At 65.3% G+C, this 13,557-nt stretch carries 16 protein-coding genes; 5 read left to right on the top strand and 11 right to left on the bottom strand.

The genetic code is table 11. The features are described 5' to 3' along the window. Positions 1 to 2: 2 nt before the first annotated feature. Genes VGG53_RS10075 through bfr form a run of 5 tightly spaced genes read right to left on the bottom strand, consistent with a single transcriptional unit; the run spans position 3 to position 5,616 of the window. Positions 3 to 1,121: an amidohydrolase family protein gene (locus VGG53_RS10075; protein WP_414688934.1), complete on the bottom strand. Its 1,119-nt coding sequence runs from the start codon at positions 1,119 to 1,121 to the stop codon at positions 3 to 5. Further along, positions 1,118 to 2,470, bottom strand: coding sequence for a glutamine synthetase family protein (locus VGG53_RS10080; RefSeq protein ID WP_331517906.1), 1,353 nt, complete (start codon positions 2,468 to 2,470; stop codon positions 1,118 to 1,120). The genes VGG53_RS10075 and VGG53_RS10080 overlap by 4 nt, the downstream gene beginning before the upstream one ends. A gap of 21 nt (positions 2,471 to 2,491) precedes the next feature. Next, positions 2,492 to 2,986 carry a carboxymuconolactone decarboxylase family protein gene (locus VGG53_RS10085; protein WP_331517907.1) on the bottom strand — a complete coding sequence of 165 codons (495 nt, stop codon included), beginning with the start codon at positions 2,984 to 2,986 and terminating at the stop codon, positions 2,492 to 2,494. Further along, positions 2,961 to 5,099, bottom strand: coding sequence for an MDR family MFS transporter (locus tag VGG53_RS10090; RefSeq protein ID WP_331517908.1), 2,139 nt, complete (start codon positions 5,097 to 5,099; stop codon positions 2,961 to 2,963). Before VGG53_RS10090 ends, VGG53_RS10085 begins: the two co-directional genes overlap by 26 nt. 19 nt (positions 5,100 to 5,118) lie before the next feature. Continuing rightward, positions 5,119 to 5,616 carry a bacterioferritin gene (bfr, locus tag VGG53_RS10095; RefSeq protein WP_331517909.1) on the bottom strand — a complete coding sequence of 166 codons (498 nt, stop codon included), beginning with the start codon at positions 5,614 to 5,616 and terminating at the stop codon, positions 5,119 to 5,121. Positions 5,617 to 5,887: 271 nt separating this feature from the next. Between bfr and VGG53_RS10100 the strand changes: the two genes are divergently transcribed. Further along, positions 5,888 to 6,070: a (2Fe-2S)-binding protein gene (locus tag VGG53_RS10100; RefSeq protein WP_331517910.1), complete on the top strand. Its 183-nt coding sequence runs from the start codon at positions 5,888 to 5,890 to the stop codon at positions 6,068 to 6,070. Between the two features lie 3 nt (positions 6,071 to 6,073). Here the strand turns inward: VGG53_RS10100 and VGG53_RS10105 are convergent, their stop codons facing one another. Genes VGG53_RS10105 through VGG53_RS10120 form a run of 4 tightly spaced genes read right to left on the bottom strand, consistent with a single transcriptional unit; the run spans position 6,074 to position 9,182 of the window. After that, positions 6,074 to 6,832, bottom strand: a complete 759-nt coding sequence (locus tag VGG53_RS10105; protein WP_331517911.1) for an enoyl-CoA hydratase/isomerase family protein — start codon at positions 6,830 to 6,832, stop codon at positions 6,074 to 6,076. Positions 6,833 to 6,842: 10 nt separating this feature from the next. Continuing rightward, entirely contained in the window at positions 6,843 to 7,541 is a 699-nt protein-coding gene (locus VGG53_RS10110) for a hypothetical protein (protein ID WP_331517912.1), read from the bottom strand. 9 nt (positions 7,542 to 7,550) lie between these two features. Then, a complete protein-coding gene (locus tag VGG53_RS10115) occupies positions 7,551 to 8,183 on the bottom strand; it encodes a hotdog domain-containing protein (protein WP_331517913.1) in 633 nt (210 codons plus the stop codon). Positions 8,184 to 8,192: 9 nt separating this feature from the next. Then, positions 8,193 to 9,182 carry a hydrogen peroxide-inducible genes activator gene (locus VGG53_RS10120; protein ID WP_331517914.1) on the bottom strand — a complete coding sequence of 330 codons (990 nt, stop codon included), beginning with the start codon at positions 9,180 to 9,182 and terminating at the stop codon, positions 8,193 to 8,195. Between the two features lie 107 nt (positions 9,183 to 9,289). Here VGG53_RS10120 and VGG53_RS10125 point away from each other — a divergent pair, with 107 nt between their 5' ends. The 3 genes from VGG53_RS10125 to VGG53_RS10135 are packed head-to-tail and all read left to right on the top strand — an operon-like array spanning position 9,290 to position 11,755. After that, positions 9,290 to 9,877 (top strand): peroxiredoxin, encoded by a 588-nt coding sequence (locus VGG53_RS10125; RefSeq protein ID WP_331517915.1) that lies wholly within the window; start codon positions 9,290 to 9,292, stop codon positions 9,875 to 9,877. After that, positions 9,877 to 10,413, top strand: coding sequence for an alkyl hydroperoxide reductase (locus VGG53_RS10130; RefSeq protein ID WP_331517916.1), 537 nt, complete (start codon positions 9,877 to 9,879; stop codon positions 10,411 to 10,413). The genes VGG53_RS10125 and VGG53_RS10130 overlap by 1 nt, the downstream gene beginning before the upstream one ends. A gap of 25 nt (positions 10,414 to 10,438) precedes the next feature. After that, positions 10,439 to 11,755, top strand: a complete 1,317-nt coding sequence (locus VGG53_RS10135) for an alpha-amylase family protein (RefSeq protein ID WP_331517917.1) — start codon at positions 10,439 to 10,441, stop codon at positions 11,753 to 11,755. Here VGG53_RS10135 and VGG53_RS10140 read toward each other — a convergent pair. Next, a complete protein-coding gene (locus tag VGG53_RS10140) occupies positions 11,752 to 12,183 on the bottom strand; it encodes a DUF1810 domain-containing protein (protein WP_331517918.1) in 432 nt (143 codons plus the stop codon). The genes VGG53_RS10135 and VGG53_RS10140 overlap by 4 nt on opposite strands. Positions 12,184 to 12,201: 18 nt before the next feature. Between VGG53_RS10140 and VGG53_RS10145 the strand changes: the two genes are divergently transcribed. Continuing rightward, a complete protein-coding gene (locus tag VGG53_RS10145; protein WP_331517919.1) occupies positions 12,202 to 13,440 on the top strand; it encodes an alpha-hydroxy acid oxidase in 1,239 nt (412 codons plus the stop codon). A 6-nt stretch (positions 13,441 to 13,446) separates the two neighbouring features. Here VGG53_RS10145 and VGG53_RS10150 read toward each other — a convergent pair. Then, positions 13,447 to 13,557: DUF1942 domain-containing protein (locus VGG53_RS10150; protein WP_331517927.1), on the bottom strand; the 111-nt coding region annotated here is incomplete at its 5' end.

Here is a 13,557-nt window from a genome sequence, read left to right on the forward strand (position 1 = left end):
ATTCACCCTCGGCCGAGCCGGTAGATGCGGGCCGAGTTGCCGTGGGCGATCAGGTCGACGACCCGCATGGCGTCGGTCGAACTCCAGTCGCCGTCGTCGACGAAACCGCTGAGCACACGATGAATGCCGTTGCGCCACAACGTCGCACCAAGGTAGTGCAACTCCGCCGGGCCGAACCCATCCGAGGAGTAGACGATCTTTCGGAACGGTGCCAGCTCCAGCAACCCGGCGATGAAGGCCGGCGCTCGCGCGCCCAAGTGGTTGATGCTCAGCCCGCCGTCCAGATAGACGTTGTTGAACGCCTGGGCCAAATAGCCGGCCTCCCGCTGGTAGGGATAGCAGTGCAGCAACACGATCGGTGTGTCGCCGGACTGACGCAGGAAGTCCGAGAGACACAGCGGATTAGCGGCGCGGAGGTCGCAATCCCGGTCGCCGAAACCGACATGAAATTGCAACGGCTTCCCGACCCGCAGTGCCTGATGTATCCCGAAGCGCAGCAAGACCCGATCGGTGAGCCGGACGCCACCGTCGTCACGCCACCGCGCGGCCGCTGTGGCGACCTCGGCCGCCGAGGGTTCGGTCAGATCTCCGTCGAACCCGCCGCGATAGGCCAGGATCGACTTTGTGCCGACCGCGGTGGCCGCGCGCCGGCCCAGGATTTCTTCGAATGCCGACGCATAGTCACCCTGGGCGAGCGCGGCCTGCTCGGCTACCTGTTCGAGACGAACGACTTCATGGGCGCGGCTCGCGGACAACTCGGCGACCTGCGCCACGCCGGCGACACCCTCGGCGTAGCCGGTGTCGACCAACCAGTCGCTGACACCGGCGGCGCGCAAGAATATTCGCGCAAGTCCGCTTTCGGTGTGCTGGCTGCGACGCTCCCAATAGTCGTGTGGCTCAGCGTGTTCAGAAAGTCCGAGCAGTGCTGCGCAGCGCGCCCGCACGGCGAAGCCGAGTTGGGTGTCGAAACCGGAGTCGAAGTCCGCGAGCGGCTCGGTGTCGGCTTCGTTGAGGGCGTTCTCAAACCGCACACGGTCGCCCTCGGCCAACCAACAGCCGTGCGCGTGCTGGTCGATCAGCGGCACGCCGGCGATGTGCTCGGCCAGAGCCGTCACCGTCACACGCTCCAGGCCATCCGGAACTTGTCGGCCAATTGTTCCCGGTTGAGGTGGGCGTAGTGCTCCTGCTCGAAACGCCGGACCGCGACCACCACATCGACCGGCGGATCGCCGAGAATACCGCGCACCAACTCTGAATTATCCAGTGCGGCAATGGTGTGCGCCTGTGCGGTGGACATTCGCGTAATGCCCGCGCGAGCGCGTTCCGCGTCGCTCAGTGCTGCCGGATCAACCTTCGTCTCGGCCGGCAATACCGCCTTCTGCTTGATCCCGTCGAGCGCCAGGCCCAGGATCGTGGCCGTCGCGAAATACGGGTTGGCTGATGGGTCGATGCCCTTGACCTCGACATTGCCGCCGTACGGGTTGCCGGGGCCGGCGACGACGAAGCGCAAAGCGGCTTCGCGATTCTCGGTGCCCCAGCAGATGTAAGCTCCGGCCCAATTGCCGGGTTGCAGTCGTAACCCGGACACGATCGAACCGCACAGCATCCCCTGGGCCTCCGGCAGGCCGCGCAGCAGTCCCGCGATCGCACTTTCACCCTTGCTCGTCATGCCGTGGGTGCCCGACCCGTCGGAGAACAGCGGTCCGGCTGAATTGGTCAACGAGAAGTGCTGGTGGGCACCGCATCCCACACTGCCAACGAACGGCGCCGGTGACAGGCTGATGCGCATCCCGTAGCGGCGCGCGATGCGGCCGACGATGATCCGTGTCAGCACCAGCTGGTCGGCCGCGGCGACCGGTGACTGTGGTGTCAGCGAGATCTCGAACTGATTGGCGCCGTACTCGGGGTGGACTTGTTCGATCCCGATGCCGGACACCGACGTCGCCGCGATTACATCGCGAACGAAAGCCTCGTGTTCGAGTACACCGGCCAGCCCGTACTGCGCCCACACGGTCGACGGCAGTCGGTGACCGTCGGGCTGGACCAACAGGAACTCGATCTCGTGGCCGACCAAAGCCTGGATCCCCGCCCCGGCGAGGGCGGCCTCCACGCGCCCCAACGTTCCGCGGCTGCAGGCCGGAACCGGCGTGCCGTCCTGCTCGAAGAATGATCCAGGCGCCCACGCCAATCCGTCACCGAGAATCCGCAACGCGGACAGGTCAATTCGGACGCGCTCATCACCGACGACCCCGATGTGATCGGTGAACGCGATGCCCGTCTGGTCGATGGCGAAGCCGTGCCACACCCGACTGGCGCCGAGGCCCGGGTCGGCAAAGGCGTTGGTTCGGCGTATCGGGACGGTCTTGGCCTGGGTGAGCCCGGCCGGATTGACCACCGTCCCGATGATCGCGTCCACCCCTTCGGGCTCGAGTTGGGCGATGGCCGCGGCGGCCAGCGGCGTGGTCGTCATCTGCCGGGCCGGACCAGCAGGTTAGACCCGGCTCGGCAGCGTCAACTTGCAGGACTGGCCGATGTCGAGGGTGCGCAGCATACGTCCCATGCCGACCCACAGAGCGCAGGACATCGCAAGGTCGGCGAGCAGTTCTTCGGAGAAGTGCTCGTTGGCGCGGCTCCAGAAGTCTTCATCGTCGCGCAGCTTGGTGTGCTCGGTGCCGAATCGGTGGGCGAACTCGGCGGCCAGCCGCTCTTGTTCGCTATAGCCGGGCCAGGTGCGCCAATCCAGTGCGTGCTCATAGAGCTCTTCGTCCACGCCGGCGGCAGGTCCGTCGGCGTCCCGGGTATTCAGGCACACGGTGCATTCGTTGTCGTGGGCGATTACGGTGCGGGCAAGCTCACGGGTACGCATCGGAAGCCGGTTCTTGGTGTAGACGGCCTGACTGAAATTGGCGATCGCGCCGCCGAGGTCCGGGGATTTGGTGGCCCAGCTGTAGACGTCGTCGTCAGCGAATGTTCCGATTCGGCTCATGGCGCGATGTTACGCCCGACTGTTCTCGGGGAAACCCGAGAGGAAGTTTCTGGGTGGCAAGCTCGGATAGCTTGGGCTGATCGTCGCCCCAACCCGGCTGGGCGACGAGCCGGTGAGTGATCCGGTTGAGCGCCGCCTCGACCTGAGCCCGATCCGGTCGGCCCTGAAAATTGGGCGACCGGGCGAGCTTGTCGATGATCCACCCCTGGAGCAGCGAGGAGACGAAGTCGACTTCACGTGCGCCGGACGGGGTGAGCCATAGCCGGTCGACGTCGCGTTGCGCGTAACCGCCGCGGACCAGCCAATCGAAGGTGGGTTCGAGGACTTCGTACGGAATCCCCAACTGCTCACCGATCTCGGTGGCCCGGGCGATGCCCAATGCCCGCTGATAGCGGTTGATGCGCAACAACGCCCATAGCTGGGCGACGTCGAGTCGGCAGTCGGGCCGCATGGCGATGCTGCGCAACCGCATACCCGGTTCGCCACGCGCCAGGCGTCCGATCGCGGTTTCCAGCATGTCCTCCGGCGTCTGGGTGGTCGGCATCGCGAACCCGTCGCCGAGGTCCGCGGCGTTGTTGCCGATGTCGCGCAGCGGAACTTCGCGAAGAAACAGCGCCAGAGTGAACCCGACGAGCGCGACCGGGACCGCCCACAGAAACACCTCGGTGAGCGACGCGGCGTAGGCGTCGACGATCGGCGCCGCCTGCGGGCGCGGAAGCCGGTGCAACGCCTCCGGCGAATTCGCCGCAGCCGGGGATGCGCCGCTCGCCGCCAACGCCGGACCGATGCGGCCGTGCAGGAAGTTGGTGAACAGCGAACCGAAGATGGCCGCGCCGAACGAACTGCCGATGGTGCGGAAAAAGGTCACCCCCGACGTGGCCACACCGAGGTCTTCGAAGCTCGACGTGTTCTGCACGATCAGGACCAGCACCTGCATGCACGACCCGATACCGGCGCCGAGGATGAACAGGTAAACCGATTGCAGCAGTGCCGAAGTGGACGAATCCATCCGCGACATCAGCAGAAAAGCAAGCGCCATCACCGCGGTTCCGGCGATGGGGAAAATCTTGTATCGGCCGGTCCGGCCGACCAGGATACCGCTGCCCATCGACGTCGACAGCATCCCCGCGACCATCGGCAGGGTGCGCAGACCCGATGTCGTCGCCGAGACCCCGTTGACGAACTGCATGTAGGTCGGAAGAAAGGTCAACGCACCCAGCATTGCGAACCCGACCACGAACGACAGCACGCAGCACACCGTGAAGACCGGATTGGCGAACAGCCGCATCGGCAGGATCGGCACGGATTCCGGTCCAGACGACCGGCTTTCGACCCAGACGAAGATGCCCAGTGCCGCGACCGAGGCGGCGAACAGCCCGATGATCGTGGGCGAGGTCCACGGATAGGTGGTGCCACCCCAGCTGGTGGCCAGGGTCAGACCGGTGGCTCCCAGACCGACGAACAGGATCCCGGCGTAGTCGATGACCGGCTTCGCGCGTGCCCGCAGCGACGGGATCGCCGCGGCCGCAACGAAAAAGACGACGATCGAGACCGGCACGTTGATCCAGAACGCCCACCGCCACGTCAAGTGGTCGGTGAAATAGCCGCCTAGCAGCGGCCCGATCACCGTGGTCACGCCGAACACGGCGCCCAATGCGCCCTGATAGCGGCCGCGATCGCGCAACGGGATGACTTCACCGATCAGCGCGGTCGCCGTCACGGTGGTGGCGCCGCCGCCGATGCCCTGCAACGCGCGGGCCGCCACCAGCATGACCATCGACTGCGACAGCCCACACAGCACCGACCCGATCACGAAGAAGGTCACCGCGGCCTGGAAAACCACCTTGCGGCCGAACAGATCGCCGAGCCTGCCGACCAGCGCAGTGGTGATCGTCGAGGCCAGCAGATAGCTGGTGACGACCCACGACTGGTGGCCCGCACCGCCCAGATCGGCGACGATCGTGGGCAGCGCGGTGGCGACGATGGTCTGGTCGAGCGCTGCCATCAGCATTCCCAGCACGATCGCCAGGAAGACGAAATTCCGGCGCTGCGGGCTGACAGGTGCGCTGCCGCTGTCGAGGTCTGCTGTGCTTGCCGTCTGTGCTCGCGTCATACGCAGCAGCTATACCCGTTCAGTGGCCGGTCTGACCCGTCGTCGGCGGTCGCGAGACACACTGAGCCGAGTAGAGTTCTTCGCCGAGCTTGTCCATCAGCTCCAGCTGCGTCTGCAAGTAGTCGACGTGGTTTTCCTCGTCGGCCACAATGCCTTCGAGCAGGGTGGCGCTGGTCGAGTCCTGCTTCTCACGGCACATGATGATGCCGGGCTTGAGCCGGTTCAGCACGTCGTATTCGATCGCCAGGTCGGCTTCGAACTGCTCGCGCAGCGTCTGCCCGATCCGCAACGAGAAAAGGCGTTGGTAGTTCGGTAGCCCGTCCAGCAGCAGGATGCGGTCGGTGATCGCCTCGGCATGCCGCATCTCGTCGAACGATTCGGCGCGGGTGTGGCCGGCCAACTCGGTGAAACCCCAGTCCTCCTGCATCTTGGAATGCAGAAAATACTGATTGATCGCGGTGAGCTCGCTGGTCAGTTGTTCGTTCAGAAGGCGCAAAACATCAGGATCACCTTGCATGATCGCTCCTCAATTCTCCGCTGGCACGGTTTCGACTCGCGGCGATTGACGGTGAGGTTGGGCTGGAACGCCACCGCCCGCCGAGGACAAATCTAGTCCAGCGCTCGACGCTCGGCGTGCTGATTTGAGCGGTGTGGGGGCGCCAATTTCCCTAAAACTGCTGGTCAGAGGCTACCCTTAGTAAGGGTAGCCTCCACAAACCAGGTTAGGTTAGACTTGCCTACATGCGGGCAATTCGGCGGTCGGTGAGCCAGAATTCTGGGGTTCGCTGATGTACGTCTGCCTCTGTGAGGGCGTCACCAGTCAGACGGTGTCCGATGCTGTCGCCGGTGGTGCCTCGACGTCGAAAGAGGTCGCCGCCGCCTGCGGAGCCGGGCTTGACTGCGGACGTTGCCGGTGCACACTGCGAGCGATCATCGAGGCGGCCGCGCAGTTGCAGACCACCGGTTCATAGCAATCAGCTGTCCCGCTTGGCGGTGAAATCCGCCAGCGCCGCCGCATTGGCCTGACCACCCAAAAGCTCTGCGAAATGGGCGTTTTCCCGCTCGGTCGCCGCCGCAATGTCGGGACGAGTGGGTTCGACGATGGATTGTTTGACCGCGATCAGGCTCGGAATCGACCGGGCAGCCAGGATTTCGGCGTGCCGGCGGGCCTCGGTGAGCAGCTCGTCGGGTTCGCACACCTTCCAGACCATGCCCATCGCCAGCGCCTGGTGTGCGCTCACCCATGCCGAGGACATCAGCAGCCAGGCCGCGTTCTGCCGGCCGATCAGCTGGGGCAGCAGATAGGACGACGCCGCCTCCGGCGCAACGCCCAGGCTGGTGAAGGGGCACTTCAGTCGAGCCGTTGACGACATGAACGCCAGGTCGGCATAGCCCAGGATGGTGGTGCCGATTCCGACGCCGACGCCGTTCACAGCGCAGATCAACGGCTTGGGAAACCGCGTCAGCGCATCGATCATCGCGGTGAAATGCGAGCCCTGGTTGGCTATTTCGGGGTCGGTGATGCGCGCCTGCATCTCCTTGAGGTCGTTGCCCGCGCTGAAGGCGCGCCCGGCCCCGGTCAGCAGCACAACGGCGACCTCGGGGTCTTCGGCGGCCAGCCGCAGTGCCTCGGCGGTGGCTGCATAGAGCGCCTCGTTGAACGCGTTGAGCACGTCCGGCCGGTTCAGGGTGAGCGTGCGGACCCGGTTCTGATCGTCGATCTGGAGTATCACGGGCGGCTCCTCAGCTGTGGAAGGGTGTTTTCAGCACGTAACGACTGGTCGGCACGGTGTCGATGTTCTCGCTGGCACCGAAAGCCGATGTGCTGGCGACCATTCGGGCCAGGCGCTGTTGCAGGTCTGCGTCGTCGGCCGCGCCGAAGAAAGCCCTCAGATCGGTGATCGCCTCGGCCGGGAACAGCTCTTCGACGATGCCCGCCAACTGCGGAGCGTCGGGCGTCAACGCGCGAACCACGGCGTTCTGGGTGTATCCGAAGGTGGACTGGGTCTCGATTGCCACCGGCGTGTGGTCATGCTGCCAGCGCCGCAGCCAGGTCGCCTGGTCCAGCTCCGCAGGCCGCCGTAGTAGCGCGATGTTGGACAAACCCGTTGTGCGGCTTCCGAGTTCGAGTGGTGCTGGTAATGGCATCGACTCGGTGACCAGATACGCTGCGAGCTGGTCGCACTCACCCTCCAGCAGGCGCAGGGCCTCGGTCATCTGGTCTCCGTAGCACTGTTGAGTCCACATGTTCACTACGGCGGCTGCGGGCGGGTCCAGCGTCGTCAGCGTCATCATCGAATGACTCACCGCCGCATCGCGAACATTGACCGTCAGACCGGAAACGTCGAGCGCAAGGATCTCCTCGGCGACGGCTCCCCGCTGCCGTTGGCACCAGTCCTCGTCACGATCGGCGGCCCTGAGTACCGCAACTATCTTTTCCATGATCGAAATCTATTCGGAGGGCTCCCGCGCCCAGCGCGGTTGGATGAATACGCCTTCGGCCGCCACGGTGATTCCCTCGTCGTCGGCGAGGTGGCCGATGGCATAGGTCTTGAACCCCTCCGTGCGGGTGACCGCGGCCTCGGCGTGCAGTTGGCCCAGTCGGGTGGCGCGCACATAGCGGAAACTGATCGTCCCGGTCAGACGTGGATTGATGCCGTCGCTGGCGGCCTCTCCCAGCAGGTGATCGAGTACGAGTGCGGCGACTCCGCCATGGACGTGGCCGGGCGGTCCCTCGTATGCGGCGCCCAGATGGAAATCACACACGGATTTGCCGGTGGCGTCGCGATGGATGTGCACCGGCGGCGCGATCGGATTGCGCAGCCCGACGACGGCGTTGCCCCAAGCCATCCGCTCGCCGCTGGCGAGATAGCGCACGCCGAAGCTTCCCTCGACCTGCGTGTGCCGCAAACGCGCAGTGGCCGAGTCGATCTCGGCCTTGGCGGCGGTGACGGCAGCTTCGTTCACTTCGGTCCTGACCGTCGCGTCGATCAACTCCCGGACGGACTCAGTCAACGGTCCATACATCGCCCGCAGCCGATCGACGTCCTCGGCGCTGATGTTTTCCAGCGTGAAGTCCAGCATGAGGCGAAACTAGAACACGTTCACTTTGGCTGGCGTGGTGGGGTGGCCTTCGCCGTCCCGCCGCCACCGCACCGGGCGTACCTGCTGGTCGTCGGCGAGCAGTGCGCCGATCAGCCCGGCAAGGTGGCGGTACGGACCTTCACGCCCGCTGGATGACCGAAACACCAGCCCGATTCGTCGGCCGGGTCGGGGCGCGGCGAAGTAGGCCAGTTCCAGTCGGCTGCGCGCCGTCTCGACGGGCACTGCGCTCTGCGGGATCAGCGTCACGCCCAGCCCGCCGCTCACGCATTGCACCGCCGTGGCCAGTGAAGCCGCCCGGGTGTTGGCAAGCTCGGCGCGCACGCCGGCCTTGCGGCAGACGTCGAGAGCCTGGTCGCGCAGACAATGCCCCTCGTCCAGGAGCAGCAGTGGCAGCTCGGACAGTGCGGTCGGCGGGACCCGTCGTTTTCCGGCCAGCGGATGCCCGGGCGGCAGAGCGAGCACGAAATCTTCGTCGTAGATCGGGATTTCGGTGATGCCGCCGGCTTCGGCCGGCAACGCGATCAGCGCCGCGTCCACCGAACCTTCGCGCAGCCCGGTCAGCAGCCGTTCGGTCTGGTCCTCGATGACCCGCAAGGCGAGCCCGGGCAGCCGATCGGCCAGCCCGGCAAGCAGCGTGGGTAGTACGTAGGGCGCCACCGTCGGAATCAGGCCCAGCCGGATGCTGCCCTGCAGCGGGTCCGAGGCACCCGCGGCCGCGGCAGTGAACGCCGTCGCCGCCTCGATCACCGCTTGGGCTTGCGGCAGCAGAGCGCTGCCCTCCGTCGTCAGGAAAACGCGGCGGGTAGAGCGCTCTACCAGCTGAACTCCCAGGCCGGTCTCCAGCGCCGACAGCGCCTGCGACAGCGTCGATTGGCTGACGCCGAGAGTTGTTGCGGCACTGCCGAAGTGCTGCTTCTCCGCGACGGCAACGAAGGCCCGGAGGCCAGCGATGGTCGGCTGATAACTCTTATCGGTCATGCTTATCAGTATAGTGGGAAAAATCACCTTTCATTCAAAGTTTGGTTCCGGCAGGATGGTTGTAGCGGAATTCTTGACTAGATCCAATTTTGATGAGAGGGAGCGACATGACACTTCTGACTATCGGCGACCAGTTCCCGGCCTACCGGCTGACGGCGTTGATCGGCGGCGACCTCTCCAAGGTCGACGCGCAACAGCCCGAGGACTACTTCACGACGATCTCCAGCGGCGACTTCGAAGGCAAGTGGCGGGTGGTGTTCTTCTGGCCGAAGGACTTCACTTTCGTATGCCCGACCGAGATCGCCGCTTTCGGCAAGCTGAATGACGAGTTCATCGATCGCGACACGCAGGTGCTCGGCGTCTCGGTGGACAGCGAGTTCGTGCACTTTCAGTGGCGTGCCCAGCACGAGGAGCTGAAAAAGCTGCCGTTCCCGATGCTTTCGGACCTCAAGCGGGAACTGGCGCAAGCCACCGGCGCGCTCAATGCTGAGGGTGTGGCCGACCGCGTCACGTTCATCGTCGACCCCAACAATGAAATCCAATTCGTCTCGGTGACCGCCGGGTCGGTGGGTCGCAACGTCGACGAGGTGCTGCGCGTGCTGGACGCCCTGCAATCCGACGAGCTGTGCGCGTGCAACTGGCGCAAGGGCGATCCCACGATCGACGCCGGCGAAGAGTTGAGGAAGTCGGCCTGATGAGTCTCGAGAATCTGAAGGACGCGCTACCCGACTACGCCAAGGACCTCAAGCTCAACCTCGGTACGATCAGCCGCAGTACGGTGCTGAACGCAGAACAGCTGTGGGGCACGTTGCTGGCCAGCGCCGCGGCCACGCGAAATTCCCGGGTGCTGGCCGAGATTGGCGCCGAAGCGGCCGATGAGCTATCCGCCGAGGCTTACCAAGCCGCGCTCGGCGCCGCGTCGATCATGGGCATGAACAACGTGTTCTATCGCGGCCGCGGCTTCCTCGACGGCAAGTACGACGACCTTCGTCCCGGTCTGCGGATGAACATCATCGGCAACCCCGGCGTGGACAAGGCGAATTTCGAACTGTGGTCGTTCGCCGTGTCGTCGATCAACGGCTGTTCGCACTGTGTGACCGCTCACGAGCACACCCTGCGCGAGGCAGGCGTCGAACGCGAAGCGATTCTGGAGGCGCTGAAGGTCGCGGCCATCGTCGCCGGTGTCGCCCAGGCGATCACCACCGCCGAAACATTGACGGCCACGGGTTAGCCTCTCGGCCGTAGACTTCGCGTCTGTGGTCGCTCCCGCGCCGAACACCGCCCCGGGCTGGGTTGAGCATGTGATCTGGTGGCAGGTGTACCCGCTCGGCTTTGTGGGTGCGTTTCCGGCGGCCGATCCCCCGCATCCAGCTGAGCACCGGCTGCGGGGGATCGCCGAGTGGTTCGATCATGCGATCGCGCTCGGTGCGTCGGGGATCGCGCTGGGCCCGATCTTCGCTTCGCGCACCCACGGGTACGACACCAGCGACCACTACCGCATAGATCCGCGGCTCGGCGACGATGACGATTTCGACTATCTGATCGCCGAGGCCAAGCGGCGCGGTTTGCGGGTGCTACTCGACGGGGTGTTCAACCACGTCGGTGTCGACTTTCCGCACCATCGTCAAGCCGAGCACGACGATGCGGCCGCCCGCTGGTTTCGCGGACGCCCGGGCGGATTCCACACCTTCGAAGGCCATGACGGCCTGCTGACGTTGAACCACGACAACCCCGAGGTTGTCGACTACACCGCTGAGGTGATGGCGCACTGGCTTCGGCGCGGGGCGGACGGCTGGCGGCTGGATGCTGCCTACGCTGTGCCGCAACAGTTCTGGACGATGGTTTTGCCGAAGGTTCGTCAGCAGCATCCGGACGCGTGGTTTGTCGGAGAGCTTATCCACGGCGACTACGCCGCGGTGGTTCGCGAAAGCGGATTCGACTCGGCCACCCAGTACGAGTTGTGGAAGGCGATCTGGAGCGGTCTGAACGACGGCAACTTCTTCGAGCTGGACTGGGCGCTGCAGCGACACGGCGAGTTCGTGGAAAGCTTTGCGCCGCTGACCTTCATCGGCAACCACGATGTCACCCGCATCGCCAGCCAGCTTCAGCGCCCCGAACACCTCGCCCACGCGCTGGTCATTCTGATGACCGTGGGCGGCGTTCCCAGCATCTACGCCGGCGACGAATTCGGCTACCAGGGAATCAAGGAGGAGCGGTTCGGCGGCGACGACGCGGTGCGGCCCGAATTCAGCTCTCCCCCAGCACAATTGGATCCTCGTGGGGTAGAAGTGTGGGCGCTGCACCAGTATCTGGTCGGTCTGCGCCGACGGCACCCGTGGCTACACGCCGCGTCCACATCGGCACTGCGGCTGGAGAACCGGCAGTACGTGTACCAGACCCGTCACGGCGATCAGGCGTTGATCGTCGCGCTCAACATCGACGACACCGCGATGCGAGTGGGACTGGATTCCGGATCGGCGGAAGTCATCGCCGGCAGCGGGGCACCCCCGCAAGAGGTCGTCGACGCGGTGGCCGTCGAGCCGCATGGCTGGCGGATTCTGCGGCCGGCTTAGGTCAGTCTCTCCAGCGTCAGCGGGTCTACCTCGCCCTCGTAGTAGTGCTCGAGCAGCTGCACGAAGTCTCCGTTGTCATCGGTTGCGCGGGCGAACAACGTCATCGACGAGCGCACCTTCATGTCGTCGGGTGATCCGAAGATCTCGCCGATCGAGCGGTCGCGTACCGCGTTGACCAGCCGCGTGCATTCATGCAGCCGCGGCCCGAGCACGTCGTGGCGGAGATAGGCGCGGGCTTCCTCCAGCGAGGAGATCGCGTACCTGGCCGCGGTGGCGCTGCTGCCCAGGCCGGCGATTTGCGGGAAGATGAACCAGATCCAGTGGCTGCGCTTACGGCCGCCGCGCAGCTCGTCGAGCACCTCCGGGTAAACCCGGTCCTGCGCATCAACGAAGCGCTGCAGATCAAAGGGGTCGCTTGCCGATTCCATAACACCTACCGTGACACAGTGGTCAAACGACGGATACCGAAGGCACGTGACCTCGCGCCGCTGATCAAATTCCGCAAGCCCCGGCTCGACCACGTCCAGCGCCGACTCGATGGCGCGCAGACCATCGGCGATCTGCGCCGCCTTGCCAAGCGGCGGACACCGAGGGCGGCTTTCGATTACACCGATGGCGCTGCCGAGGAAGAGGTCTCGCTGGCACGTGCGCGACAAGCCTTTCGCGACATCGAGTTTCATCCCACCATCCTGCGTGACGTCAGCAATGTGCAGACCGGCTGGCAGGTTCTCGGCGGCGAGGTAGCGCTGCCGTTCGCGATTGCGCCGACCGGTTTCACCCGGCTGATGCACACCGAGGGTGAGCTCGCCGGTGCTCGGGTGGCCGTGGCGGCGGGTATCCCGTTTTCGCTGTCGACGCTGGGGACCGCGTCGATCGAGGACGTAGCAGCGGCTGCTCCGCAGGGCCGCAGGTGGTTTCAGCTGTATATGTGGCGTGACCGGGAGCGGTCGATGGCGCTGGTACAGCGCGCCGCCGAGGCGGGTTTCGATACGCTGCTGGCCACCGTCGACGTCCCGGTCGCGGGTGCGCGACTGCGCGATGTCCGCAATGGGATGTCGATTCCGCCATCGTTGACGTTGCGGACCGCGTTCGACGCTGCGCTGCGGCCGCGTTGGTGGTTCGACCTGTTGACCACCGAGCCGCTGTCGTTCGCGTCGCTGGATCGCTGGTCGGGCACCGTGGGTCAGTATCTGGACACCATGTTCGACCCCAGCCTGACCTTCGACGACCTGGCGTGGATCAAATCGCAATGGCCGGGCAAGCTCGTCGTCAAGGGTATTCAGACCCTCCACGATGCGCGCGCCGTGGTTGAACTCGGTGTCGACGGCATCGTGTTGTCCAATCACGGTGGCCGCCAACTAGATCGGGCACCGGTCCCGTTTCACCTGCTACCGACGGTGGCGGGTGAACTCGGCGCCGATACCGAAATCCTGGTCGACACCGGCATTATGTCCGGCGCCGACGTCGTCGCCGCAATCGCGCTGGGTGCGCGCACCACCCTGATCGGCCGCGCCTACCTGTATGGGCTGATGGCCGGCGGCCAAGCCGGTGTACGCCGCGCCGTCGACATCCTGTCCGCGCAGTTGGTCCGCACGATGAAGCTTCTGGGCGTCACCTGCCTCGAGGAGCTGTCCCCTGCCCATGTGACACAGTTGCGGCGCCTGGTCCCGGTGGTCGGGCTGTAACCAGGCTCAGCTCTTCCAGGTGACCTTGTCCGTGCCGCCGGCATCCCGGTACACCACGCTGTCAGGCGCTGTGCCCCCTTTGACGTCGAAGTAGAGCCGCCCAGTTGTTTGGGTATT

The sequence above is a fragment of the Mycobacterium sp. genome (assembly GCF_036490025.1).
Taxonomy (GTDB): domain Bacteria; phylum Actinomycetota; class Actinomycetes; order Mycobacteriales; family Mycobacteriaceae; genus Mycobacterium.